25 protein-coding genes are annotated in these 25,804 nt (G+C 55.1%); 14 read left to right on the top strand and 11 right to left on the bottom strand.

Translation table 11 applies throughout. The features are described from left to right. The first annotated feature begins 113 nt into the window (after window positions 1–113). Window positions 114–857, top strand: coding sequence for an esterase (gene yjfP / locus Q5705_11215; GenBank protein ID WLI75178.1), 744 nt, complete (start codon window positions 114–116; stop codon window positions 855–857). Window positions 858–904: 47 nt separating this feature from the next. On the opposite strand, the gene yjfY is transcribed toward yjfP, so the two are convergent. Beyond that, window positions 905–1,177, bottom strand: coding sequence for a DUF1471 family protein YjfY (gene yjfY / locus Q5705_11210; GenBank protein WLI75177.1), 273 nt, complete (start codon window positions 1,175–1,177; stop codon window positions 905–907). 344 nt (window positions 1,178–1,521) lie between these two features. Between yjfY and rpsF the strand changes: the two genes are divergently transcribed. The 5 genes from rpsF to Q5705_11185 all read left to right on the top strand — a co-directional run bounded on the left by rpsF (window position 1,522) and on the right by Q5705_11185 (window position 4,041). Continuing rightward, on the top strand, window positions 1,522–1,917 hold the full coding sequence (gene rpsF / locus Q5705_11205) for a 30S ribosomal protein S6 (protein WLI75176.1): 396 nt from the start codon (window positions 1,522–1,524) through the stop codon (window positions 1,915–1,917). 6 nt (window positions 1,918–1,923) lie between these two features. After that, window positions 1,924–2,238, top strand: a complete 315-nt coding sequence (gene priB, locus Q5705_11200; GenBank protein ID WLI75175.1) for a primosomal replication protein N — start codon at window positions 1,924–1,926, stop codon at window positions 2,236–2,238. Between the two features lie 4 nt (window positions 2,239–2,242). Further along, window positions 2,243–2,470 (top strand): 30S ribosomal protein S18, encoded by a 228-nt coding sequence (gene rpsR, locus Q5705_11195; GenBank protein WLI75174.1) that lies wholly within the window; start codon window positions 2,243–2,245, stop codon window positions 2,468–2,470. A gap of 41 nt (window positions 2,471–2,511) precedes the next feature. Continuing rightward, window positions 2,512–2,961, top strand: coding sequence for a 50S ribosomal protein L9 (rplI, locus tag Q5705_11190; protein WLI75173.1), 450 nt, complete (start codon window positions 2,512–2,514; stop codon window positions 2,959–2,961). Between the two features lie 150 nt (window positions 2,962–3,111). Next, entirely contained in the window at window positions 3,112–4,041 is a 930-nt protein-coding gene (locus tag Q5705_11185) for a DMT family transporter (GenBank protein WLI75172.1), read from the top strand. A 20-nt stretch (window positions 4,042–4,061) separates the two neighbouring features. Here Q5705_11185 and Q5705_11180 read toward each other — a convergent pair whose 3' ends face one another. Then, a complete protein-coding gene (locus tag Q5705_11180; GenBank protein WLI75171.1) occupies window positions 4,062–4,691 on the bottom strand; it encodes a LysM-like peptidoglycan-binding domain-containing protein in 630 nt (209 codons plus the stop codon). A gap of 265 nt (window positions 4,692–4,956) precedes the next feature. Here Q5705_11180 and fklB point away from each other — a divergent pair, with 265 nt between their 5' ends. Together fklB and cycA are read left to right on the top strand one after the other, a co-directional pair. Continuing rightward, window positions 4,957–5,577 carry an FKBP-type peptidyl-prolyl cis-trans isomerase gene (gene fklB, locus Q5705_11175; protein ID WLI75170.1) on the top strand — a complete coding sequence of 207 codons (621 nt, stop codon included), beginning with the start codon at window positions 4,957–4,959 and terminating at the stop codon, window positions 5,575–5,577. A 296-nt stretch (window positions 5,578–5,873) separates the two neighbouring features. After that, window positions 5,874–7,286: a D-serine/D-alanine/glycine transporter gene (cycA, locus tag Q5705_11170; protein WLI75169.1), complete on the top strand. Its 1,413-nt coding sequence runs from the start codon at window positions 5,874–5,876 to the stop codon at window positions 7,284–7,286. A 60-nt stretch (window positions 7,287–7,346) separates the two neighbouring features. On the opposite strand, the gene ytfE is transcribed toward cycA, so the two are convergent. Continuing rightward, window positions 7,347–8,012 carry an iron-sulfur cluster repair protein YtfE gene (ytfE, locus tag Q5705_11165; GenBank protein ID WLI75168.1) on the bottom strand — a complete coding sequence of 222 codons (666 nt, stop codon included), beginning with the start codon at window positions 8,010–8,012 and terminating at the stop codon, window positions 7,347–7,349. A 273-nt stretch (window positions 8,013–8,285) separates the two neighbouring features. On the opposite strand from ytfE, the gene Q5705_11160 reads away from it, so the two are divergent. Beyond that, a complete protein-coding gene (locus Q5705_11160) occupies window positions 8,286–9,941 on the top strand; it encodes a methyl-accepting chemotaxis protein (protein ID WLI75167.1) in 1,656 nt (551 codons plus the stop codon). Between the two features lie 26 nt (window positions 9,942–9,967). Here Q5705_11160 and Q5705_11155 read toward each other — a convergent pair whose 3' ends face one another. The 4 genes from Q5705_11155 to cpdB form a co-directional block, all read right to left on the bottom strand. Further along, window positions 9,968–10,933 (bottom strand): DMT family transporter, encoded by a 966-nt coding sequence (locus Q5705_11155; protein WLI75166.1) that lies wholly within the window; start codon window positions 10,931–10,933, stop codon window positions 9,968–9,970. A 75-nt stretch (window positions 10,934–11,008) separates the two neighbouring features. Then, complete coding sequence (locus Q5705_11150) at window positions 11,009–11,833, bottom strand: AraC family transcriptional regulator (protein WLI75165.1); 825 nt, start codon at window positions 11,831–11,833, stop codon at window positions 11,009–11,011. Window positions 11,834–11,913: 80 nt separating this feature from the next. Beyond that, complete coding sequence (locus Q5705_11145; protein ID WLI75164.1) at window positions 11,914–12,762, bottom strand: SDR family oxidoreductase; 849 nt, start codon at window positions 12,760–12,762, stop codon at window positions 11,914–11,916. Window positions 12,763–12,797: 35 nt separating this feature from the next. Next, entirely contained in the window at window positions 12,798–14,741 is a 1,944-nt protein-coding gene (cpdB, locus tag Q5705_11140; GenBank protein ID WLI75163.1) for a 2',3'-cyclic-nucleotide 2'-phosphodiesterase, read from the bottom strand. Between the two features lie 190 nt (window positions 14,742–14,931). Here cpdB and cysQ point away from each other — a divergent pair, with 190 nt between their 5' ends. Continuing rightward, a complete protein-coding gene (gene cysQ / locus Q5705_11135; GenBank protein WLI75162.1) occupies window positions 14,932–15,675 on the top strand; it encodes a 3'(2'),5'-bisphosphate nucleotidase CysQ in 744 nt (247 codons plus the stop codon). On the opposite strand, the gene Q5705_11130 is transcribed toward cysQ, so the two are convergent. Then, window positions 15,665–16,222: a YtfJ family protein gene (locus tag Q5705_11130; GenBank protein ID WLI75161.1), complete on the bottom strand. Its 558-nt coding sequence runs from the start codon at window positions 16,220–16,222 to the stop codon at window positions 15,665–15,667. The genes cysQ and Q5705_11130 overlap by 11 nt on opposite strands. A 335-nt stretch (window positions 16,223–16,557) precedes the next feature. On the opposite strand from Q5705_11130, the gene Q5705_11125 reads away from it, so the two are divergent. After that, window positions 16,558–16,764: a DUF1107 domain-containing protein gene (locus Q5705_11125; GenBank protein ID WLI75160.1), complete on the top strand. Its 207-nt coding sequence runs from the start codon at window positions 16,558–16,560 to the stop codon at window positions 16,762–16,764. A 76-nt stretch (window positions 16,765–16,840) separates the two neighbouring features. Here the strand turns inward: Q5705_11125 and Q5705_11120 are convergent, their stop codons facing one another. Next, window positions 16,841–18,175 carry a hemolysin family protein gene (locus Q5705_11120; protein ID WLI75159.1) on the bottom strand — a complete coding sequence of 445 codons (1,335 nt, stop codon included), beginning with the start codon at window positions 18,173–18,175 and terminating at the stop codon, window positions 16,841–16,843. Between the two features lie 181 nt (window positions 18,176–18,356). After that, entirely contained in the window at window positions 18,357–19,001 is a 645-nt protein-coding gene (gene msrA / locus Q5705_11115) for a peptide-methionine (S)-S-oxide reductase MsrA (protein WLI75158.1), read from the bottom strand. A 247-nt stretch (window positions 19,002–19,248) separates the two neighbouring features. On the opposite strand from msrA, the gene tamA reads away from it, so the two are divergent. The 3 genes from tamA to Q5705_11100 are packed head-to-tail and all read left to right on the top strand — an operon-like array spanning window position 19,249 to window position 25,111. Next, complete coding sequence (gene tamA, locus Q5705_11110; protein WLI75157.1) at window positions 19,249–20,982, top strand: autotransporter assembly complex protein TamA; 1,734 nt, start codon at window positions 19,249–19,251, stop codon at window positions 20,980–20,982. After that, window positions 20,979–24,758 (top strand): autotransporter assembly complex protein TamB, encoded by a 3,780-nt coding sequence (tamB, locus tag Q5705_11105; protein ID WLI75156.1) that lies wholly within the window; start codon window positions 20,979–20,981, stop codon window positions 24,756–24,758. The genes tamA and tamB overlap by 4 nt, the downstream gene beginning before the upstream one ends. A 2-nt stretch (window positions 24,759–24,760) precedes the next feature. Beyond that, window positions 24,761–25,111: a gamma-glutamylcyclotransferase gene (locus tag Q5705_11100; GenBank protein ID WLI75155.1), complete on the top strand. Its 351-nt coding sequence runs from the start codon at window positions 24,761–24,763 to the stop codon at window positions 25,109–25,111. 161 nt (window positions 25,112–25,272) lie between these two features. Here Q5705_11100 and ppa read toward each other — a convergent pair whose 3' ends face one another. Then, entirely contained in the window at window positions 25,273–25,803 is a 531-nt protein-coding gene (ppa, locus tag Q5705_11095) for an inorganic diphosphatase (GenBank protein ID WLI75154.1), read from the bottom strand. Window position 25,804 lies beyond the last annotated feature (1 nt).

Genomic DNA, 25,804 nt, shown 5'->3' with positions numbered 1-25,804 from the left:
AAAGTCGCCTGAAAGCGTAATCTATATCTCATGGCGCCGGATGCTAATGCGAAATCTGACTTGCGCCGCCAGTTTGCCAGTGGCATATCTGCACTATAGATCAAGGAGGGGAAATGATTGAAATTCAGTCAGACCATTTTGCTGGTATTGAGGCGCTGCATGCTTTCCCGGCGGGAAAACGTACGCAACCTCTGCCTTGCGTGGTGTTTTACCACGGTTTCACGTCATCAAAACTGGTCTATAGCTATTTTGCCGTGGCGCTGGCGCAGGCCGGTTTTCGCGTAGTTATGCCCGATGCCCCGGATCACGGCGCGCGTTTTGGTGGCGATGGGCAACGGCGCTTGCGCCAGTTCTGGCAAATCTTGCAGGGCAATATTGAAGAGTTTCCCGCGCTGCAAGATGCGCTGAAAAGCCAGGATTTGATTGATGACAGCCGCCTGGGGGTGGGTGGCGCGTCGATGGGCGGGATGACCGCGCTTGGCATTATGACCCATCACCCGGAAGTGCGCTGCGTTGCCAGCCTGATGGGATCGGGTTATTTCACCTCCCTTGCCCGCACGCTGTTTCCGCCGCTGGATGTCACCAATGACGCGCAGGCGTTTGATGCGATTATCGCGCCGCTGGCGCAGTGGGACGTGGGTTCACAGTTAGAGCGGATCGCCGATCGCCCGTTACTGCTCTGGCATGGGGAGCAGGATGATGTGGTGCCAGCGGGTGAATCCTTCCGCTTGCAGCAAGCTTTAGCCGATGCGGGGCTGGATACCCATCTGACGTATCAATGGGAAGCGGGAGTCAGGCATCGTATTACCCCGCAAGCGCTGGACGCGGCGGTGGGCTTTTTTACGCGTCATCTTTAAGCTGCGGCCCTGTTGCAGGGCCGCAGTGCAAGGCGTGAAGTCCGCAATTAGCGGTAAATGGCGGCACTGGCGTGCATGTTCCCGTTGCTGCCTGGCTCGTGGGTCAGGATGGTGCGGTAATATTTTGCGCCCTGGGCGTCAGTTTCTTGATTAAGAGCCCGATCGGCTTCATCAGCGGTGGCGAAGTTATGATTAATGTAGATAACGCCTAAGCTGTGCACATCATCCATGTTGCGGGCTTGCTGGTCGGTGATTTTTATTGCTGCTGCGGCGTTTGCGCTGAGTAGCAATGTTGCGATCAATAATGCGATGTATTTCATGATGTTACGCTCCGGTACGTCTTTGAATATTATCTTTTGAACATCTCTCCTCCTTATGTTTGAGGCCTGTAGAAAGTGTACTTGCTTGCCTGCCAACGTATCGCGACCATTTCTGATGCTATCGTTCAAAAAAATGCCGTAATGCGTTTTGTTTAATTTTAATCCGCATTGGGCAGCCCTCTTTGCGTTGCGTGCGAATTATTTGTGCAATGAACCTTGAGTTAGTGGGCGGAGATCAGTATTATGACGCGTCAATTTTTCAGCCGACCTTTAACACGTTCCTTGCCTCCCCGGGCCTCGGCTGACCCAGACAGGAGGCTGAATAATCCGTAAGGAGCAATTCGATGCGTCATTACGAAATCGTTTTTATGGTCCATCCTGACCAGAGCGAACAGGTTCCGGGCATGATCGAGCGTTACACTGGTGCTATCACCGGTGCGCAAGGCACGATCCACCGTCTGGAAGACTGGGGCCGCCGTCAGCTGGCTTACCCGATCAACAAACTGCACAAAGCGCACTACGTTCTGCTGAATGTTGAAGCCCCGCAGGAAGTTATCGATGAGCTGGAAACAAACTTCCGCTTCAACGATGCCGTTATCCGTAGCATGGTGATGCGTACTAAACACGCTGTTACCGAAGCATCTCCGATGGTTAAAGCGAAAGACGAGCGCCGTGAGCGTCGCGATGATTTCGCTAACGAAACCGCAGATGATGCAGATGCTGGGGATTCTGAAGAGTAATTACTGATGGCCAACCGACTGGTGTTGTCCGGCACTGTGTGCAGGACGCCGCTGCGAAAGGTCAGCCCCTCAGGAATTCCTCACTGCCAGTTCGTGCTTGAGCACCGTTCTGTGCAGGAGGAAGCCGGTTTTCACCGGCAGGCGTGGTGCCAAATGCCTGTAATAATCAGCGGGCAGGAGAACCAGGCCATTACTCACAGTATAACGGTCGGTAGCGCAGTAACCGTTCAGGGGTTCATCAGTTGCCACAAGGCAAAGAACGGCCTGAGCAAAATGGTTCTGCATGCCGAGCAGATTGAATTGATAGATTCTGGAGACTAGCCAAATGGCACGTTATTTCCGTCGTCGCAAGTTCTGCCGTTTCACCGCGGAAGGCGTTGTTGAGATTGATTACAAAGATATCGCTACGCTGAAAAACTACATCACCGAAAGCGGTAAGATTGTCCCGAGCCGTATCACCGGTACCCGTGCAAAATATCAGCGTCAGCTGGCACGCGCTATCAAACGCGCTCGCTACCTGTCCCTGCTGCCGTACACTGATCGTCATCAGTAATCGGTCACGGTCCATTAATACGACTTTGAGAGGATAAGGTAATGCAAGTTATTCTGCTTGATAAAGTAGCAAACCTGGGTAGCCTGGGTGATCAGGTTAACGTTAAAGCGGGCTATGCTCGTAACTTCCTGGTACCGCAGGGTAAAGCTGTTCCGGCTACCAAGAAAAACGTTGAGTATTTCGAAGCACGTCGCGCTGAGCTGGAAGCCAAACTGGCTGACGTTCTGGCGGCTGCTAACGCTCGTGCTGAGCAAATCAATGCACTGGGCAACGTTACCATCGCGTCTAAAGCAGGCGACGAAGGTAAACTGTTCGGTTCCATCGGTACCCGCGATATCGCTGACGCTGTAACCGCAGCTGGCGTTAAAGTGGCTAAGAGCGAAGTTCGTCTGCCGAACGGCGTTCTGCGTACTACCGGTGAGCACGAAGTGGACTTCCAGGTTCACAGCGAAGTATTCGCTAAGCTGACTGTAAACGTTGTTGCTGAGTAATTATTTACTCTGACATAACGTAGCAACGCCGACCTTGTGTCGGCGTTTTGCTTTTTGGCCCTTGCCCGCATTTCCGGTCTTCCAGGGTAGCTATTTCATACACATTCTCAGATACTAAATTGAAACATAATTTTAATTTTGAGATTTGTCATGGACTCCGCTCTGCCCACACCTGTTTTTGCCCGTCGCCATGTCGCTTATGCCTGCGCTACACTCTGTTGTCTGCTGTGGGGTAGCTCTTATCCGGCTATCAAAAGCGGCTACGAACTCTTTCACATCGCCACCGATGATATTCCATCAAAAATTGTGTTTGCCGGTTACCGCTTTCTGTTTGCCGGCGCGTTGTTGTTGCTGTTTGCCCTGGCGCAACGTAAACCCATCGGCCGGTTAACGCCTACGCAGTTCGGGCAATTGACGGTTCTCGGGCTGACGCAAACGACGCTGCAATACACCTTTTTCTATATTGGCCTGGCCTTCACCACGGGCGTTAATGGCTCGATCATGAATGCGACCGGCACCTTTTTTAGCGTGCTGCTGGCGCACTTTATTTATCAGAACGACAAGCTGAGCTATAACAAAACCCTGGGCTGTATTTTGGGGTTTGCTGGCGTGATGTTGGTGAACTTTCACAGCGGCTTGCGGGATTTTCGCTTTGTCTGGAATGGCGATGGCTTCATTGTGCTGGCGGCTTTTATCTTGTCTGCCGCCACGTTGTATGGCAAACGCATCTCCCAGACTGTCGATCCAACGGTAATGACCGGCTGGCAACTGGCGATCGGTAGCGTCGCGCTGCTGGCAGGCGGCTATCTTACAGGCGGTACGCTGGCTGTCGAGAGTGCGGCGGCGGTTGCGGTGCTCACCTACCTGACACTGCTCTCATCGGTGGCTTTTGCCTTGTGGAGCGTGCTTTTGAAAGTGAACCGCGTCAGCATGATTGCGCCGTTCAACTTTGTGGTGCCGGTTGCGGGAACAGTGCTCTCCGCCATTTTCCTTGGCGAGAAGATCCTGGATATCAAATACGCGGTGGCGCTGGTGCTGGTCTGTTCGGGGATCTGGTGGGTCAATAAACGCGCCGGGTAAACGTCGCCCGGCGCAGTGATTTAGCGGGCGCGGATAAAGCTGCCGTCCGGCTGGCGAGTAAACAGCACCTGCTGGCCGCCGGTCTCAATTGTCAGGCCGGTAACCACACCGTTGGCGTTCTGGCGAATCTTCACCATCTGGCCGTTTTGCAAGTTGCTCAGCGGTTTCCCGTCGCCTTCCACTTTCGCCATGGCGTACACATCTGTTGGCGGCAATTTATGATCGCGAAAAAGCTGGGCGAGGGTTTTTCCCTCTTCAACCCGGTAGGTGCGCCACTGCTGTTCAATCCCGCTGGTGGAAGCCAGTGGCGGAGTGTTTTGCGTGGCAGGCGCTTGCTGCTCTACAGGCTCCTGCTGTTGCATTGACTCTTCGGCGCTGGGCGCGTTTTGCTGAGGATCGTTGACGATCTGCGGCGGCGCTGGTTCAGGCTGAGTGGATGACGGGAAATCAAGCTGCGCATCGCGTGTACCGGAAGAGGTTGGCGGTGCATTCGTATCCGGCGTCGGTAACAGGAAACCAATCACCACCAGTAAAGCGGCGAAGATCAGGCCACGACGGTGGAAAGGCGGGAGCGGGTCCATCAGGCGAACGTTGTCCGGGGCATGCCAGATCTTCGCAAGGGTAGGTTTCAGTTCAAATCGCCCGGGCATGGCTTTCCTCCTGCTCCGCGTCATTTAATATCCTGTCTCGTTGAGTATATACACTTTAATCTTTCAAGGGCGGCGTCCGCCGGGTTTAACGGTCTGAAAGACAGTGTAAAAACGGCGTTTTGTGACCGCAATTAGGATTTTTACTTACGTGTTGTATTCTTTCCCTTTCCCTGCGATTTGTCATCTTTCCTGTGACAAAGTTGTACCCGGCGCAGCCCGGCTGTTATGCTGCGCGCTACTTTAAAAAGCGATGGAAGGAAAACCCATGACCACCCCAACTTTTGACACGATCGAAGCGCAAGCCAGCTACGGCATTGGTTTGCAGGTAGGACAGCAGCTGAGCGAATCCGGGTTAGAAGGGCTGTTACCTGAAGCGCTGGTTGCGGGTATCGCGGACGCGCTGGCGGGCAAACAACCTGCCGTGCCGGTGGATGTTGTCCATCGCGCCCTGCGTGAAATTCATGAACGTGCCGATGCCGTTCGTCGCTCCCGTTTCGAAGAAATGGCTGCGGAAGGCGTGAAATATCTCGACGAAAACCGTGAGCGTGAAGGCGTGAACAGCACCGAATCCGGTCTGCAATTTCGCGTAATCAACCAGGGCGACGGCGCAATCCCGGCACGTACCGACCGTGTTCGCGTGCACTACACCGGTAAGCTTATCGACGGTACCGTATTTGACAGCTCCGTTGAACGCGGCGAACCGGCTGAATTCCCGGTTAACGGCGTTATCGCAGGCTGGATTGAAGCGCTGACCCTGATGCCGGTTGGCTCGAAATGGGAACTGACGATTCCGCACAATCTCGCTTACGGCGAGCGCGGCGCTGGCGCATCTATTCCGCCGTTCAGCACGCTGGTTTTTGAAGTGGAACTGCTGGAAATTCTGTAATTCCCCGACATAAAAAACCTCTCTTCGACAGGGGAGAGGTGTTTACGCTGAGCGAATCGTTCATTAATAAAACTATTACCGATATATTATCTTGCAAAGCGCACAATCGGGTGTATTTTTGTGAGCTGTTTCTCGTTCGCAAGGTGATATAACACTCACTTTAAACAAATATTTAACATTCGATTTAATTCTGAGTATTCATCCCGCCGATTCTTACCTAATATCGATGCGTCCTTTAAGGGCGGAGCAGACAGTAAAAGGCCAGCAGAGCCCAACAACACAGACAGGAATACAACATGGTAGATCAGGTTAAAGTCGTGGCCGACGAACAGGCCCCGGCTGAACAGTCGTTACGGCGCAATCTCACAAACCGGCATATTCAGCTTATTGCCATCGGCGGAGCCATTGGTACTGGCTTGTTTATGGGCTCCGGCAAAACCATTAGTCTCGCCGGCCCGTCGATCATATTTGTGTATATGATCATTGGTTTTATGCTGTTTTTCGTTATGCGTGCGATGGGCGAATTACTGCTTTCAAACCTCGAATACAAATCTTTTAGCGACTTTGCCGCCGATCTGCTCGGGCCGTGGGCAGGGTATTTTACTGGCTGGACTTACTGGTTCTGTTGGGTGGTAACCGGTATGGCGGACGTGGTTGCCATCACCGCCTATGCCCAGTTCTGGTACCCTGGCCTTGCCGATTGGGTCGCGGCCCTGGCGGTGGTGGTTGTGCTGCTGAGCCTTAACCTTGCGACCGTGAAAATGTTCGGCGAGATGGAATTCTGGTTCGCGATGATCAAAATCGTCGCCATTGTGGCGCTGATCCTCGTCGGGGTGGGCATGGTGCTGATGCACTTTAAATCACCCACCGGCGTGGAAGCTTCATTTACGCACCTGTGGAATGACGGCGGCTGGTTCCCGAAAGGCATTAGCGGCTTCTTTGCCGGTTTCCAGATTGCGGTCTTTGCGTTTGTCGGGATTGAACTGGTCGGCACCACGGCTGCGGAAACCAAAGATCCGGAGAAATCCCTGCCGCGCGCCATCAACTCGATTCCGGTGCGCATCATTATGTTCTACGTCTTCGCGCTGATTGTGATCATGTCAGTGACGCCGTGGGGCTCTGTCGTGGCGGATAAAAGCCCGTTTGTTGAGTTGTTCGTGCTGGTCGGTATTCCGGCGGCGGCGAGTATTATCAACTTTGTGGTGCTGACGTCAGCGGCCTCTTCGGCTAACAGCGGCGTTTTCTCCACCAGCCGTATGCTGTTTGGCCTGGCGCAGGATGGCGTTGCGCCGAAAGCGTTCGCCAAACTCTCTAAACGCGCGGTTCCGGCAAAAGGCCTGACCTTCTCCTGCATCTGCCTGCTGGGCGGTGTGGTGATGCTGTACGTGAACCCGAGCGCGATTGCCGCGTTCACCATGATTACCACCGTGTCGGCGATCCTGTTTATGTTTGTCTGGACGATCATTCTCTGCTCGTACCTGGTGTACCGTAAACAGCGCCCGCAACTGCATGAAAAATCCAACTACAAAATGCCGCTGGGCAAATTGATGTGTTGGGTTTGCATGGCGTTTTTCCTCTTTGTGCTGGTGCTGCTGACCCTGGAAGCGGATACCCGCCAGGCGCTGATTGTCACGCCGCTGTGGTTTATCGTGCTGGGGGCTGGCTGGCTGTATGCCGGTAAAAAGCGCCTCGCTAACCGTCAGCCATAAAAAAAGAGCCGCGAGGCGGCTCTAAACTTCCATGAATCAAGGACGCTCTCGGGCGTCTTTTTATTTTTCGCCTGCGAGGGCACGCGGGAACAGGTTGTTGTTTTCCAGGCTGATATGCTCCATTAAATCGTCAATCAGCGTGTTAATGCCGTTGTACATCGCTTTCCAGGTGGTGCAGGCTTCCGGCGGCGGCGTCACGTTATTGGTGATGTGTTTGATCACATCCAGCAGTTCACCCGCTTCATCGTGCTCGCTCTCCATCACGCTAATCGGCCCCGCAGTTTGCGAACCCATGCCTTGTTTGATCATCGGGAACAGGATCTGCTCCTCTTTCATCATATGGCTGGAGAGTTCCTGGTGCAGCATGGTCAGGTATTTGGTTAAGCCGCGTGGCACGTTGGGTTTATCGGCGTGAACACGTTCAACTTTGGTGGCCTGTAAGATCAGTTCCGGCAACTGTTCGCGGTGGCGATCGTGGTAACGCACAATAATGTGGTCAATGATTTCTGCAAGGCCCGCAACGCGCCAGTCTTTGTCGATAGGCAGCTCGGCAAGGGTCGCAAGCTCCGCTTCGATGGCATCAATATCCAGCTCTTTGCGGGCCGCAGAGCGCCCCAGCGTCTGCTTACCGCCGCAGCAGTAATCCATATCGTATTTACGGAACAGTGCGGAGGCGCGCGGAATAGAGAGCGCCAGCTCACCCAGGGGTTGATCGCGGAAAGCCATAGCAGTTACCTCATCGTGGATTTTATAAGTTGTATATTAAATGCATCTTTAAAGCGATGATATACCCCTTACGGGGAACGGCGCATCTCTTATGCCTTTCTTAAACGGAAAACCGTGATACGCATCACAAATATTCTTTCGAATTTAACACATTGAATACAATTGGATTTTCTGGAAAGTTTTGGATAGGGAAATTTATTGATATTAAACAACTTTTCATCGCTGCCGATAGTGACTCTTCAGACAATATCCTGTACTCAATAAAGGCCAACGATGTTCAAGCGTATCAAAGTTATAACTTTATTAATCATGGTGTTAGTCGTGCTGGGTGCGATGCAGCTAATTTCTGCCGGCGTCTTTATCAGTGCGCTTAATAACGACAAAAATAACTTCAACGTTTCTCAGGTTTCCAGCCAGAACGTTTCCGAATTCACTGACGCCTGGATAAGCCTCAACCAGGCGCGCGTAACATTGAACCGCGGCATGTTGCGTTTGCAGAGCAGCACCGCCAGCCAAATCAACGGCGGGCAGCTCAGCGAACTGGCGAAAACCGCCACGGATTTGCTGAATCAGGCACAACTGCATTTTGATAAATACTACAAGCTTCCGGAAACCCCGGGCCTGGACGAAAAGCTCTCCGACGATCTGGAAAAGCAGTATGGCACTTATCATGCCACGCTGACGGAAATGAACCGTCTGCTGCTGGCGGGCAATCTGGAAGAGATGTTCCGCCAGAATGCGGAGCAGAAGCAGGTTGCGATGCAAAAGAGCTATCGCGCGTGGCGTGATGCGCAGGCCGTACTGGCGAATGAAGGCGTTAAGCAGAACGAACACGACTATACGCGTATCCTGTGGATCCTCGCGACAGTGATGATCGTGGTGCTGGCGGTAATTGCCCTGAGCTGGGTAGCAATGCAGCGCGTACTGCTGAAACCCTTGCACGACATTATGGGTCACATCCGTCACATCGCGACCGGTGATTTGACCCATTCCATTCATGCCGAAGGCAGCAATGAGATGGCGCGCCTGGCGCAGAACGTGCAGGAGATGCAGCAATCGCTGGTGAAAACCGTAAGCGTGGTGCGTGACGGCGCGGACACCATTTATACCGGTGCCGGTGAAATTTCAGCGGGCAGCAACGATCTCTCTTCCCGTACCGAGCAGCAGGCCGCTTCTCTGGAAGAGACCGCCGCCAGCATGGAACAGTTAACCGCAACGGTGAAACAAAACGCCGACAACGCCCGCCAGGCGACACAACTGGCGCTGAATGCGTCCGGTACGGCGAAAAAAGGCGGTCAGGTGGTGGATGGCGTGGTGCGTACTATGGACGAAATCGCCGCCAGCTCCAGCAAAATCGCCCAGATAACCAACGTTATCGACGGCATTGCCTTCCAGACCAATATCCTGGCGCTGAACGCGGCTGTTGAAGCGGCACGTGCCGGTGAGCAGGGGCGCGGATTCGCGGTGGTTGCCGGTGAAGTGCGTACGCTGGCGCAGCGCAGTGCGCAGGCCGCAAAAGAGATCAAAGGTCTTATCGAAGATTCCGGTAACCGCGTTGATGCCGGTGCCGCACTGGTTCACGAAGCCGGGGAAACCATGGCCGAAATAGTCAGCGCCGTTACGCGGGTGACGGACATCATGGGCGAAATCTCCTCTGCTTCTGATGAACAGAGTCGCGGTATTGACCAGGTCGGCCAGGCCGTTGCCGAGATGGATCGCGTGACTCAGCAGAACGCCTCGCTGGTGCAGGAGTCCGCTTCGGCGGCCGGTGCGCTGGAAGAGCAGGCGGCGCGCCTGAACGAAACCGTCGCGGTATTTAAAATCAACCGCGCCCGTAGCGCGCAAAGCACTGCGCTGCTTTCGCCGGTGAAAAAACCGCAAGCGAAAGCCCCGGAAAGCGTCAATGAAGCGAACTGGGAAACCTTCTAATCGAAACCCGGCAACTGCCGGGTTTTTTATGGCTGCCTGAGTGGCGTTACGCTGACTTTTTGCGGTTTCGACAGCACCGCGTACACCACGCCTCCCACCAGCAGAACAATGCCGCTAAGGGTCAGTAACGGCGGCATACTCTGGCGCAGCAGGAAGGTGTAAAGCAGCCCGGCGAGGGTTTCAAACACAATCAGCGGGCCGACAATCACCGTCGGCAAGCGCTGGCAGGCGATATTCCAGCACAGCGTACCCACCCATGAGCAGAACACCGCAATCACCAGCATTAAGGTGATAAAGACCAGCGGGCGCGGGCCAAAAGGCAAGGCGAAATCAGGCTGCTGCACGCCGAGCCACAGACAAGCAGCAAAATATCCCACCAGCGACACCGGCAGCGTCACCAGCGCCTGCGCGGTTGCCCACATCATCGGATTTTTGTCCGGGTTTTCCCGCAGCCAGCGGGCATTGCGTAGCGCATACCACGCCCAGCACGCCACGGAAATAAAAGCCAGCGCAATTCCCGAACCGTAACGCTGCCAACTGAAACCCGGCAAGCCGTGGCGCAATTCGGCGATATTCACGCACACCAGGCCAAGCGCGATACAGAGCAGCGCAGGCGCCAGACGACGCCAGGAGAGTTTGCCATCCCGCTGGCTGTAAAGAAGATTGGCGCACACCGGGATAACCACCGGCAGCGTGGCAATAATCATCGTCGAGACCGGCCCGCCGGTGCGCTGAATGGCGCTGGCGAGGCAGACGTAATAAATCAGATTGCCCATTAAGGTCAGCCACAGCGCAGTAAACCAGTCGCGACGGGTTAACTGGCGCAGACGCGCACGGCCCAGCCAGGCCAGCGGCAGGGCAATAAGCCCCAGCGCCAGATAGCGCCCGGTCGATTGCAGCGCTGCCGGGTAGTCCGGTACGATCAACGGCCCTACGAAAATCAACCCCCACAGCAGCCCTGCGAGCAAGGCATACAGCACGCCACTCATCATCTTTTCATCTCTTTTTCTCCTGGTCTGCGCCAGTGTAGGGGAGCCCTGCGCGGGAATATTGTAGGAGATTGCGCTTTAACGGTGCGCCACCTGTTTTTGGTAGCGCACAGGCGTAATGCCATAACGGTGGGTGAATGCGCGGGTCAAATGCGACTGATCTGTTAAACCGGTCATGGCGGCGACGTCGGCGGCGGGTATGCCCTGGGTGAGAAAAAGCTTCGCGCGCCACAGGCGGATCGCCATCAGCATCTGGTGCGGGGTGACGTGAAAATGCGCCTTGAACTGGCGCTGGAAGTGATACGGGCTGAGCGCCGCAACATTGGCCAGCTCAACGAGTGTCAGGCTGCGCATATAGTTGTCGTGCAGATAATCGCGCACCCGTTCAAAGCGGTGCGCCGCTTCGTGGCGCTGCGGTGCATGGTGGGCCAGCGGGCGGAACGTGTCGATCAAATCAAGCAGGATCCCTTGTTGCGCCAGCGGATCATCGGTGTGCCAGAGGCTGTGGATTTGGGTGCAGATCTGCCGGGCGCGCAGCGGATCGAGGCGTGTCACGTCGTTGAACCACCAGTGGCGAATGCCGGTAACCTGTTCCAGTAAATCGGGTTCCAGATAGACCATGCGATAGCGCCAGCCATCCGCGCCTGCGGCTTCGCCGGTATGCAGCTCATCGGGATTCATGGTGACAACGGAGTTCGCCGGGGCGACATAGTGCGTGCCGCGATAGCGAAAGCGTTCGGCACCGGCTTCGATTGCGCCAATGCCAAACGCTTCGTGGGTGTGCGGTTCAAAGGCGTAGCGGGAGATATGCGCGTGGTACAGCTCAACGCCTGGCAGCATCGCCAGATGGCGAAAACGTGCGCGATCTCTCTCGTCAATAAACTGGTCTGGTACGCCTTCCACACGCATCCTCCACCGGGCAAGGCCTTTATTATTAAGGATGACCCGGCGACAGGCTACAAAAATTAACCAAATTTTAACCGTTACAGCAGGCCATTGACGCTCTCGGCAATCGTCGTGGTGGGGCGGCCAATCAGTTTGCTGAGGGTTTTGCTGTCGTCAAACAGCCCGCCTTTTGATGCGCCGACATCGGAATCCGCCAGCAGGTTAGCGAAAGCATCTGGCAGACCTGCGCCTTTCAGCGCGGCGGCGAAATCGGCTTCGCTCAGGTTCTGATAAACCACCTTTTTCCCGCTCGCGTTGCTTAGCAGCGCCGCCAGTTCGCTCAGGGTCCAGGCGGTATCGCCCGCCAGCTCGTACACCTTGCCCGCATGGCCTTCTTCGCGAATAACGCGCGCGGCAGCGGCGGCGTAATCCGCGCGGGTGGCAGAGGCGATTTTGCCATCGCCCGCCGCACCAATAAACACGCCATGCGCCAGTGCAGGCGGCGCGCTGGCAAGGTAGTTTTCGCTGTACCAGCCGTTACGCAGCAGGGCGAATGGAATGCCGGATTCGGCAAGCAGTTTCTCGGTTTCAACGTGTTCAACGTGCAGGCCAAGCGGGGATTTATCTGCATGCAGCAGGCTGGTGTAGGCGATAAATTTTACGCCAGCGGCTTTGGCTGCGTTGATCACATTACGGTGTTGCGCGGTGCGCTGACCCACTTCGCTACTGGAGATAAGCAACAGTTTGTCGACACCTGCCAGCGCCTGAGTAAGTGCGGCCTGGTCGTTGTAATCGGCCTGGCGAACCAGTACGCCTTGTTTGCTCAGCGCTTCGGCTTTCGCCGGGTTACGCACGATGGCGATAATCTCTTTTGCGGGAACGGTTTTTAGCAGTTCTTCTACCACAAACTGGCCCAGTTGGCCGGTCGCGCCGGTAAGTGCGATCATGATAATTCTCCTGACGTGTTAGGTAAGAAGGGCGATTACTTGCTCAAGTCTAAACTGTAAATTGCAAAACCGATCTCGTCGGTCGCTACTTTTTGCATTGGGTATTGCGCTTTTTCTTTAATAAACGCGGCGGCTTTCTCCGTTGGCGCGGTTTCAAAACGAATATCCAGCTTGTGGCTTGCCGGAATGGGCGCGAGTCGCCAGTTGTTGTCCGCCGCCGGGTGGATTTCGCCTGCGCGTTGGGTCTCATCGCCTATCCACTTCGCCAGCACCGCACGGTTTTCATCCGGCGAGGCAAAGGCAATATGGCTATCGCCCGTACCGGCAAACTTGCCGCCGTAAGCGCGGTAGTTATTGGTGGCGACAAGGAATACCGCATTCGGATCGACCGGTTTACCGTTATAAGTCAGATGCTTAATGCGTTCCGCTTGAGGATTGACGCTCTGGCATTCACCATCGTAGCGCGCGGGTTGCGTCACATCAATCTGGTATTTCACCCCGTCGATCACATCAAAGTTATAGGTGCGAAAACCATCCCAGTTGATCAGGCTTTGCGGCTTATCGCTGTTAGGATCGATCTGGTTGAACTGCCCGGCAGAGCACTCCAGCCACTCTTTTACCTCTTTGCCGGTGGCTTTCACCACCACCAGCGTATTGGGGTAGAGGTACAAATCGGCGGCGTTGCGAAAGGTGAGCTGGCCTTTTTCCACTTCGACAAAACTGGCGGGATCGTTCTTGCGCCCACCGGCTTTAAACGGCGCGGCGGCGGAGAGCACCGGCAGTTTCGCCAGATCCGGATCGCCCTGAATAAAGTGCTCCACATAGGCTTTCTGCGCGTTGTTCACCACCTGCACGGTAGGATCGTCCTGCACCAGCGACAGGTAGCTGTACATGTTATCCGTCGATTTGCCGATCGGCTTGCCGACAAACTCGCGGGTGGCATCGTGATCGTGCTTCAGGATCCCGACCAGCTTGCTGTCTTCGCCCACCAGCGCTTTTTTCGCCGCCGCGTCATAAATCGGGCGCGCTTCGGCTTTTGAGTCGCTAACCTGCCATTTGCCCGCGTCGTTATTCAGCACCAGATCGACCACGCCAAGATGATCGCCCCACATGCCTGGCATTACAGACGGCACGCCGTTCAGCGTTCCTTTGTTGATATCCGCGCCTTTGATGGCGGCAAAATCTTTGCCGGGAAAGACAGCGTGCGCGTGACCAAACAGGATCGCATCCACGCCTGGCACTTCGCTGAGGTAGTAAACGGAGTTTTCCGCCATCGCCTGGTAAGGCTCTGCCGACAGCCCGGAGTGGGCGACGATGACCACCACATCCGCGCCTTTTGCGCGCATTTCCGGCACATATTTGCGCGCGGTTTCGGTGATGTCATTCACCAAAACTTTGCCGCTGAGGTTGGCTTTGTCCCAGACCATAATTTGCGGCGGTACAAAGCCGATATAACCGATGCGCAGGGTGTGGGATTTGCCGTCTTTATCAACCACCGGCGTCTCTTTGATGACATACGGGGTAAACAGCGGCTTTTTGCTTTTCGCATCAATAATATTGGCGTTCACATAGGGGAATTTCGCCCCTGCCAGCGCCTTGTGCAGGTAATCGAGGCCGTAGTTAAATTCGTGGTTGCCGAGGTTACCAACGGCGTAATCGAGGGTGTTCATTGCCTTATATACCGGGTGGATATCGCCGGTTTTCAGCCCCTTCGCCGCCATATAATCGCCCAATGGGCTGCCCTGGATTAAGTCGCCGTTATCCACCAGCACGCTGTTTTTGACTTCACCGCGCGCGGCATTGATCAGGCTGGCGGTGCGCACCAGGCCGAATTTCTCCGTCGCGGTGTCTTTGTAATAATCAAAATCCATCATGTTGCTATGCAAATCAGTGGTTTCCAGAATGCGTAAATCCACCGTTGCGGCTTGCACGCTGGCCGCAATCAGCGTGGCCAGAAGCGTTGCACTAAACTTAATCATCAGAAGCGTCCTTTTTCGATCTCATCCACAAAAGAAATTGTTATGTACATACTGTTGCTTACAGAATTGTGAATAGTGCCATAAAGGTGAGCAAAGAAACTGCAATCGTTCTCACAGATGGCAGATTCCGGCGCAATGCGATATAAGTAAAACAACGAGTTACAAACCACTGAACAGACAAGAGGTGGATATGTTAGATGCAATTTGTCAGCTCGCGCGGGAAGCGGGTGATGCCATTATGCAGGTGTATGACGGTCACAAACCGATGGAGGTCACCAGTAAAGTGGATGATTCTCCAGTCACGGCAGCGGATATTGCGGCGCACCATGTGATTGCGCGGGGCTTGCAGGCGCTGACGCCGGACATTCCTGTCCTGTCGGAAGAAGATCCGCCCGCGTGGGACGTTCGCCAGCACTGGGATCGGTACTGGCTGGTGGATCCGCTGGACGGCACCAAAGAGTTTATCAAGCGTAACGGTGAGTTTACCGTCAATATCGCCTTGATCGAAAAGGGGAAACCGGTGATGGGTGTGGTTTACGCGCCGGTGCTGAAAGTGATGTACGCGGCCGCCGACGGCAAAGCCTGGAAAGATGAAGCGGGTAACCGTCAGCCCATTCGGGTGCGTGATGCGCGTCCGCCATTGGTGGTGGTCAGCCGTTCTCACGCCAATGATGCGGAACTGGGGGAATATCTCCAGCAACTGGGTGAACACCAGACCACGGCAATCGGTTCGTCGCTGAAATTCTGTCTGGTGGCGGAAGGGAAGGCGCAATTGTACCCGCGTTTCGGGCCAACCAGCGTGTGGGATACGGCGGCGGGTCACGCCGTTGCGGTGGCCGCCGGGGCGCATGTTCACGACTGGCAGGGGCGCACTCTGGATTACACCCCGCGTGAATCGTTCCTCAACCCCGGCTTCCGGGTCTCTATTTACTGAGTAATTTGTGCAGCAGGTCGACCACCTGCTGCACTTCTTTCTGGGTCAAACCGCCATCTTTCGCAAACTGCACGCGGCCTTCTTTATCCAGCACCACAATCGCGGAACTCTCTTCTTCAAGCTGCCAGGCTTTGCGCGTTGTGCCTTCGCTGTCGACAATAAATTGTGACCACGGATAGAGCTTTTTATTGCTCTCAAGGCTGCTGCGCACAAACATCGCGCTGCCGGGAATGGCGTCGTCAGTATTTACGATGGTGGTGGTCTGGTATTTATCGTGCGGCAGTTTCGCGCTTTTGATGGCTTCAATCAGCGCGGCATTCTTCTCTTTTGCCGAGGTCCGACCGGCAATATGCATCACAACCCGCACTTTTCCTGGAAGCTGGGCGCTATTCCATTTTTTATAGCTAAACTTATCGTTATCAAGAAGCAGTTCCCCTCTGTCGGCTATGCCCACAGGCGGCACGCGCTGGTTGGTCTCGAAGTTATGTGCCGAAGCGACCAGCGGCAGTAACAAGCATGTCGCTGCCAGGATGTTACGTAGGGTCATGGTGTGTCCTTGTCTCTTGTTGTTTATGCAGGTGATCCGACCACTTAATGCGTCACTTTAATCATAAGTGCGATCAATACGCTTTTCCCGCAATCCGGATGCCAGTTTGCGGGCGAACGCACATATCCGTGAAAAAATGCGGGGTTATACTGCGTTGTTTCAAGGTGTGAAAAGAAAATTCTGAATAATTGTCATCAAAAGGTAAATAAACCCATACACACTATGTATCAGTCAGGTTCTGAACTATAGTCATTGGGCAACAAAATTTGCGCTCATTCACGTCGGGCCGATTGTGGCACCGCAAGGGCGTAATGCTTTACAGGAGAGATACAACAATGAAAATTTTCCAACGTTACAACCCACTTCAGGTGGCAAAGTACGTCAAAATCCTGTTCCGTGGACGGTTGTATATCAAGGACGTTGGCGCTTTCGAGTTTGATAAGGGCAAAATCCTTATCCCGAAAGTGAAAGACAAACAGCATCTGTCTGTGATGTCTGAAGTTAACCGTCAGGTTCTGCGTCTGCAAACCGAGATGGCTTAACCAGTCGTGCTATGCAGTAGTTTAAGTACTATAAAAAACGGCCCCAATGGGGCCGTTGACATTTCTGCTTCCGGCATTACGCCGCGCCTTTATCTTCAACATCCGGCAGCTTAGGCGTTAACACGGCCGCTCTGGTGTCGATGCGGGTCACCAGCAACTGATCGATACGGTAGTTGTCGATATCCACCACTTCGAATTTGTAGCCAGAGAACTTCACCGCATCGGTGCGTTTCGGGATTTTCCGCAGCATAAACATCATGAAGCCGCCGATGGTTTCATAGTTGCCGGACTGCGGGAACTCGTCGATATCCAGCACGCGCATAACGTCATCAATCGGCGTACCGCCGTCGATCAACCATGAGTTTTCGTCGCGGGCGACAATCATCTCTTCCACCTGGCCCACCAGGTCGCCCATCAGCGTGGTCATCACGTCGTTCAGGGTGATGACGCCGACCACCAGCGCGTATTCGTTCATGATCACCGCAAAGTCTTCCCCGGCGGTTTTGAAACTTTCCAGCGCTTCGGAGAGCGTTAAGGTGTCCGGCACAATCAACGTGTTGCGGATCTGCACCCCGCTGCTCAGGGCCATGCTTTGATTCGCCAGCACGCGGTTCAGCAGATCTTTGGAATCGACATAACCAACGATGTGGTCGATATCGCCGTTACAGACCAGAAATTTCGAGTGTGGATGTTCAGATACCTTGTTTTTCAGGCTCTGCTCATCTTCGTGCAGGTCAAACCAAATCACGTTTTCACGCGAGGTCATCGACGACGGCACGGTGCGCGATTCCAGCTCGAAGACGTTCTCAATCAGTTCATGTTCCTGTTTACGCAGCACCCCGGCTAACGCACCGGCTTCCACAACGGCGTAGATATCATCAGAGGTGATGTCGTCTTTACGCACCATCGGCAGTTTGAAGATACGGAAAATGACATTCGCCATGCCGTTAAAGAACCAGACCAGCGGGCGGAAGACAAACAAACAGAAGCGCATCGGGTTGATGATGCGCAAAGCCACAACTTCTGGCGCAATCATACCGATGCGTTTCGGTGTCAGGTCGGCAAAGAGGATGAACATCCCGGTTACCAGTGAGAAGGAGATAATAAAGCTCAGTTGATCCGCCAGCTCCGGGGAAACGACATTGAGCAGCAGGTTGTAAAATGCTGGCGAGAATGCCGCGTCGCCGACAATACCGCCCAGAATCGCAACGGCGTTAAGGCCAATTTGCACGACGGTAAAGAAGGTCCCGGGGTTTTCCTGCATCTTGAGAATGCGTTGCGCATTGATGTTGCCATCATCGGCAAGCAGTTTAAGTTTGATTTTTCGCGATGCGGCGAGCGATATCTCGGATAACGAGAAAAACGCACTCACCGCGATCAGACAGAGTATGACTAAGATACTGTTTAACATAATTTATCCAGCTATTAACCGGATCCTCGGAAGGGTTTTTTGGAATATCCATGTGGTAAACACAATGAATGCCGACCCGAAGCGGTGGACCGGCAATTTCGCCGTTAGTATAGCGTAAGCCTGTTACAGGCTGCCAGCGGCTTCATTCTTGCCTCCTTTAGGCGATTATTTCCGCAGAACCCTAAGGGTTCAACTGCGGCGGCAAGCACACGCCAATGCCGCCAATGCCGCAATATCCCTGCGGATTTTTATATAAATACTGCTGATGCTCATCTTCCGCGTAATAGAACGGTTTTGCGGTGGTAATTTCTGTGGTGACGGTACGCGCGTCACCCGCTTCGCGCATTGCGGCCTGGAAACGTGCCAGGCTTTCGCGTGCGGCTTCGTTTTGTTCTGGCGTTAAGGGATAAATTGCCGAACGGTATTGTGTGCCAAGATCGTTCCCCTGGCGCATACCTTGCGCCGGATCGTGATTCTCCCAGAACACCTGCAACAGTTGCTCGTAGCTGACAACGGCAGGGTCATACACCACGCGCACCGCTTCGGCGTGACCGGTTTGCCCGGTGCACACTTCGCGATAGGTTGGGTTCGGCGTATAGCCGCCGGTGTAGCCTGCGGCGGTGCTGTAAACGCCATCAAGCTGCCAGAACAGACGCTCAACGCCCCAGAAACAGCCCATCGCGAACAGCGCAATTTCCATGCCTTCCGGAACATGGGTCATTGAATGCTCGTTAACGGCATGTAAACTGGCAACAGGCATCGGTGTGCTGCGCCCCGGCAATGCATCAGACTGAGAAACAAGGTCTTTTTTATCGAGCAGACTCACGGTAATACCTCCCGGAGAGGGTAATTGCGGTTAGGGTTGTGTTAAGGCGTGTGTTTTAACACAATAAACGGCATAAATCCGACTAGATTTAAACATAAGAAATTTTGGGGTAGTCGTCCGTTTTTCAACCCGCTTTTTCGGGTTTTTATCAGCCTGCGTTCTGTCATTAAAGGCAGAATCAGGCCCAGCGCGGAGCTGCGCTTACGTTTCCTTCCAGGGGTGGGAGCGAGGATATTCAGGAGAGAACGTGCCAAAGATCCGTCTTTTATATCTTGCCGGTTTGTTGCTGGTGAGCGAAACGGCTTTCGCCGCTAATGTGCGATTGCAACTTGAGGGGCTAACCGGCGAACTGCGAAAAAACGTGCGCGCCCAGTTATCGACCATCGAAAGTGATGAAGTCACGCCTGACCGACGCTTTCAGGCTCGCGTTGATGATGCCATCCGCGAAGGGTTAAAAGCGTTAGGCTACTACGAGCCGACCATTGATTTCGAACTGCGCCCGCCGCCGGAGAAAGGGCGTCAGGTGCTGATTGCCCGTGTCAAAGCCGGGGAGCCCGTGCGCATCGGCGGGACGGATGTGATCCTGCGCGGTGGCGCGCGCACCGACAGTGATTATCTGGCACTCCTCAAAAAACGTCCTGCCATCGGCACGGTATTAAATCACCACGATTACGACAGCTTCAAAAAATCTCTTACCAGCGTCGCACTGCGTAAAGGCTACTTCGACAGCCAGTTCAACAAAAGCCAGCTTGGTGTCTCGCTTGAGCGTCAACAGGCATTCTGGGATATCGATTATGACAGCGGCCAGCGCTACCGTTTTGGCGCGGTCACTTTCGAAGGCTCGCAAATCCGCGACGAATATCTGCAAAATCTCGTGCCTTTTCACGAAGGTGATTACTACCAGACTCAGGATCTGGCGGAACTTAACCGCCGTTTATCGGCCACCGGCTGGTTTAACTCGGTGATTGTCGCGCCGGAATTCGACAAAGCGCGCAAAACCAAAGTGCTGCCGCTGAAAGGTGTGGTATCGCCGCGCACTAAAAATACCCTCGAAACGGGCGTCGGTTACTCCACCGACGTTGGGCCGCGCGTTAAAGCCACATGGAAAAAGCCGTGGATCAACTCTTACGGCCACAGCCTGACCACCACCATGAGCGTCTCAGCACCGGAGCAGCAACTGGACTTCAGCTACAAAATACCGCTGCTGAAAAACCCGCTGGAGCAATATTACCTGGTGCAGGGCGGGTTTAAACGCACCGACCTGAACGATACCGAAGCTGATTCCACCACCCTTGCGCTGTCGCGTTACTGGGATCTCTCCAGCGGCTGGCAGCGCGCCATCAACCTGCGCTGGAGTCTCGATCACTTTACCCAGGCCAACGTCACCAATACCACCATGCTGCTCTATCCGGGCGTCATGGTCAGCCGTACCCGTTCGCGCGGCGGGCTGATGCCCACCTGGGGCGATTCGCAGCGCTATTCGGTGGATTACTCGAATACCGCCTGGGGATCGGATGTCGACTTCCTGGTCTTGCAGGCGCAAAACGTCTGGATCCGTACGCTCTATGACCGCCACCGTTTTGTGGTGCGCGGCAATCTGGGCTGGATCGAAACCGGCGATTTCGATCGCGTTCCGCCGGATCTGCGCTTCTTCGCCGGGGGCGATCGCAGTATTCGCGGCTATAAATATAAATCCATCGCGCCGGAAAATGACGAAGGCAAACTGATCGGTGCCTCAAAACTGGCGACCGGTTCGCTGGAGTATCAATACAACGTGACCGGCAAGTGGTGGGGCGCAGTCTTTGTTGATAGCGGCGAAGCGGTGAGCGATATCCGCCGCAGCGACTTTAAAACCGGCGCGGGTGTCGGCGTGCGCTGGCAGTCGCCGGTGGGGCCAGTCAAGCTCGATTTCGCGGTTCCCGTCGGCGACAAAGATGAGCACGGGTTACAGTTTTACATCGGGTTGGGGCCGGAATTATGAGTTTATGGAAGAAAATCAGCCTCGGCGTACTGGTGTTTATCCTGTTAGTGCTGGGCACCGTTGCCTTTCTGGTGGGCACCACCAGCGGGCTGCATCTGCTGTTTAACGCGGCGAACCGCTGGGTGCCGGGGCTGGAGATTGGCCAGGTCACCGGCGGCTGGCGCGATCTGTCGCTGAAAAACATCCGTTATACGCAGCCGGGCGTGGCGGTGAACGCCGGGGAAATCCACTTCGCGCTCAATTTGGGGTGCCTGCGCAGCAGCAGCGTGTGTGTCAACGATTTGTCGCTTAAAGACATTAATGTGGCTGTCGACAGTAAAAAAATGCCCCCCGCTGAGCAGGTGGAAGAAGAGGAAGAGAGCGGGCCGCTGAACCTCTCGACGCCGTACCCGATTACCCTCAGCCGGGTGGCGCTGCACAACGTCAATATCAAAATCGACGACACCACCGTGTCGGTGATGGACTTCAGTTCCGGGCTGAACTGGCAAGAGAAAAACCTGACCCTGAAACCCACCTCGCTGCAAGGCCTGCTGATTGCGCTGCCGAAAGTGGCGGATGTGGCGCAAGAAGAGGTCGTCGAGCCAAAAATTCAGAACCCGCAACCGCAAGAGAAGCCGCTGGGCGAAACCCTCAAAGCGCTGTTTGAAAAACCGCTACTGCCGGAGATGACTGATGTCCATTTGCCGCTCAATCTCAACATTGAAGAATTTCGCGGCGAGCAACTGCGCTTAACTGGCGATACCGACATTCTGGTGCGCAGCCTGCTGCTGAAAGTGAGTAGCATCGACGGGCAAATGACGCTCGACGCGCTGGATATCGATTCCAACCAGGGCCAGGTCAATGCCACCGGCAGCGCGCAACTGCGCGATAACTGGCCGGTGGATATCACGCTGAATTCCACGCTCAATGTCGACCCGCTGAAAGGCGAGAAAGTGAAGCTGAAAGTCGGCGGCGAAATGCGTAAGCAGCTTGAGATTGGCGTGAATCTCTCCGGCCCGGTCGATATGGTGCTGCGGGCGCAAACGCAACTGGCGGAAGCCGGTTTGCCGCTGAACCTCGACATCACCAGCCAGCAACTCTACTGGCCGTTTACCGGCGAAAAGCAGTATCAGGCCGACGATCTGAAGCTGAAATTTACCGGCAAAATGACCGATTACGCACTCTCTTTCCGCACGGCGGTAAAAGGCCAGCAGATCCCGCCCGCCACCATCACGCTGGATGGCAAGGGCAACGAGCAACAGCTTAACCTCGATAAACTCTCCATTGCGGCGCTGGAAGGCACCACCGAACTGAAAGCGCTGCTCGACTGGCAGCAAGCCATTAGCTGGCGCGGCGAACTGGCGCTGAAGGGGATCGATACAGCAAAAGCCTTCCCGGACTGGCCGTCGAAACTCAACGGTTTGGTGAAAACGCGCGGCAGCCTGTATGGCGGCACCTGGCAGGTTGATGTGCCGGAGCTGAAACTGAGCGGCAACGTGAAGCAGAACAAGGTCAATGTTGACGGACAGTTAAAAGGCAACAGCTACTTGCAGTGGACGATCCCCGGATTGCATGTGGAACTGGGCAAAAACAGCGCCGATATCAAAGGCGAGCTGGGGGTTAAAGATCTCAACCTTGATGCCACCATCGATGCGCCGGGGCTGAATAACGCGCTGCCAGGCCTTGGTGGCACGGCAAAAGGCGTGGTGAAAGTGCGCGGCACCGTGGATGCGCCGCAGGCGCTGGCGGATATCACCGCCAACAATCTGCGCTGGCAGGAACTTTCCATCGCCCGCGTGCGCGTGGAGGGCGATGTGAAATCAAGCGATCAGATCGGCGGCAAGCTGAACGTGCGCGTGGAGCGCATTGCGCAACCTGGCGTGAATATCAGCCTGGCGACGCTTGTCGCCGACGGCAATGAGAAGCAGCATAAGTTGCAACTGCGCGTGCAGGGCGAGCCGGTTTCCGGGCAGCTAACGCTGGCGGGGAGTTTTGATCGCCAGCAGCAGCGCTGGAAAGGCACCCTGAGCGATACGCGTTTTGCCACGCCGGTTGGCCCGTGGTCGCTCACGCGCGCCATTGCGCTGGACTATCGCAATCAGGAGCAAAAAATAGCTATCGGCCCGCATTGCTGGCTGAACCCGAGCGCGGAATTGTGTATCCCGCAGACGATTGATGCGGGCGCCGCTGGGCGCGCAGTGGTCAATCTCAACCGCTTTGATCTGGCGATGCTGAAACCGTTTATGCCGGACACCACCCAGGCAAGCGGCGTGTTCAGCGGGAAAGCGGATGTAAGCTGGGACACCACCAAAGAGGGCTTGCCGCAGGGGCAGGTGACGCTTTCCGGGCGCGGGGTGAAAGTGACGCAGGTGGTTAACGGTTCGCCGTTGCCGGTGGCCTTCGACACGCTGAATATTAATGCGAAGCTGCAAAATAACCGCGCCGATTTTGGCTGGTTAATGCGCCTGACCAATAACGGCCAGTTCGACGGCCAGGTGCAGGTAACCGACCCGCAAGGGCGGCGCAATCTCGGCGGGAATGTGAATATTCGCAACTTCTCGCTGGCAATGGCGAACGCCATCTTCAGCCGCGGCGAGAAAGCGGCGGGGACGCTGAACGCGAATCTGCGGCTGGGCGGTAACGCACAAAGCCCGCAACTGTTTGGTCAACTGGGGCTGAACGCGCTGGATGTGGAGGGCAACTTTATGCCGTTCGACATGCAGCCCAGCCAACTGGCGATGAACTTCAACGGGACGCGTTCGACGCTGCAAGGCGTGGTGCGCACCGGGCAGGGGCAAATTAATCTCAGCGGCGATGCCGACTGGAGTCAAATCGACAACTGGCGGGCGCGTATCGCGGCGAAAGGCAGCAAAGTACGCATCACCGTGCCGCCAATGGTGCGCCTGGATGTGTCGCCGGATGTGGTGTTTGAAGCAACACCCAGCCTGTTTACCCTCGACGGCAGTGTCGATGTGCCGTGGGCGCGCATCGTGGTGCATGATGTGCCGGAAAGCGCGGTTGGCGTTTCCAGCGATGAGGTGATGCTGAATAAAGATTTGCAGCCGGAAGAGGCAAAAAGCGCGGCAATCCCGATCAACAGCAACGTGACCGTTCATGTCGGTAACAACGTGCGGCTGGATGCCTTTGGTCTGCGAGCGCGGCTGACGGGCGATCTGAAAGTGGCGCAGGATAAACAAGGCCTGGGGCTGAACGGGCAGATCAATATCCCGGAAGGGCGTTTTCGCGCGTACGGTCAGGATCTGATTGTGCGTAAAGGCGAGCTGCTCTTCTCCGGTCCGCCGGATCAGCCACTGTTGAATATTGAGGCGATACGTAATCCTGAATCCACCGAAAATGACGTGATTGCTGGCGTGCGCGTCACTGGCTCGGCGGACGAACCGAAAGCGGAGATCTTCTCCGACCCGGCGATGTCGCAACAGGAAGCACTCTCCTATCTGCTGCGCGGGCAGGGGCTGGAGAGTGAACAGAGCGACAGCGCGGCGATGACCTCCATGCTAATTGGCTTAGGGGTTGCACAAAGTGGTCAGGTTGTGGGTAAAATCGGCGAGACTTTCGGGGTCAGCAATCTGGCGCTGGACACGCAGGGGGTCGGTGATTCCTCGCAGGTGGTGGTCAGCGGCTATGTGCTGCCGGGTCTACAAGTAAAATATGGTGTAGGAATTTTTGACTCACTGGCGACTCTCACGTTACGTTATCGCCTGATGCCTAAGCTGTATCTTGAAGCGGTGTCTGGCGTAGATCAGGCACTTGATTTGCTCTATCAGTTTGAGTTTTAGCAATGCGAATATTTGTCTACGGCAGTTTACGACGCAAACAAGGCAACAGCCACTGGATGACCAACGCTCAGTGGCTGGGGGACTTTTACGTCGAAAATCATCGGTTATACAGCCTCGGGCATTACCCCGGCGCGGTGTCGGGTGAAGGCCGCGTGCTGGGTGAGGTTTATCGCATCGACGCGGCAACACTCGGTGAGCTGGACGCCCTGCGTACCGCAGGCGGCGAGTATAAACGCCAACTTATTCAGACGCCCTATGGCAGCGCCTGGATGTATGTCTACCAGCGTTCGGTTGAGGGGCGAACCTTTATCGAAAGCGGTAACTGGCTCGATCGCGACCAGTATCAGAAGTAATCCGTCACAGCGAACCGCGCCGCCTGGCGCGGTTTTTTATGGGTTAATGCGAACTTTTGTAGGTCGGATAAGCGTTAGCGCCATCCGACATTCAACTGCAAAATAGCCAAAAAAAAGCCCCGGTTGCATAACGCACCAGGGCTTTCTTCGAATAAAGCGGATTACTTCTTAGCTGCGCGCTCGAAGGACGCAATGATTTCCGCTTTGGCGGCTTCAGCATTGTCCCAACCGTCAACTTTCACCCATTTGCCTTTTTCGAGATCTTTGTAGTGCTCGAAGAAGTGGGTGATCTGCGCTTTCAGCAGTTCCGGCAGGTCGTTCACATCTTTAATGTGATCGTACTCTTTGCTCAGTTTGGTGTGCGGAACGGCAACCAGTTTCGCATCTTCACCAGATTCGTCGGTCATTTTCAGCACGCCAACCGGACGGCAGCGGATCACAGAGCCTGGCTCCAGCGGGTACGGCGTCGGCACCAGCACGTCTACCGGGTCACCATCCAGGGAGAGGGTGTGGTTGATGTAACCGTAGTTGCACGGATAGAACATCGCGGTGGACATGAAACGGTCAACGAACAGCGCGCCGCTTTCTTTGTCGACTTCGTATTTGATGGGGTCAGCATTAGCCGGAATTTCAATAACGACGTAGATATCTTCTGGCAGATCTTTACCCGCCGGGACGTTGAGTAAGCTCATG

Source organism: Kosakonia sp. H02 (assembly GCA_030704225.1).
In the GTDB taxonomy this organism is placed as follows: Bacteria; Pseudomonadota; Gammaproteobacteria; order Enterobacterales; family Enterobacteriaceae; genus Kosakonia.
Note: the sequence above shows the minus strand (reverse complement) of the source record. Positions and strands in the feature narration are given on the sequence as shown.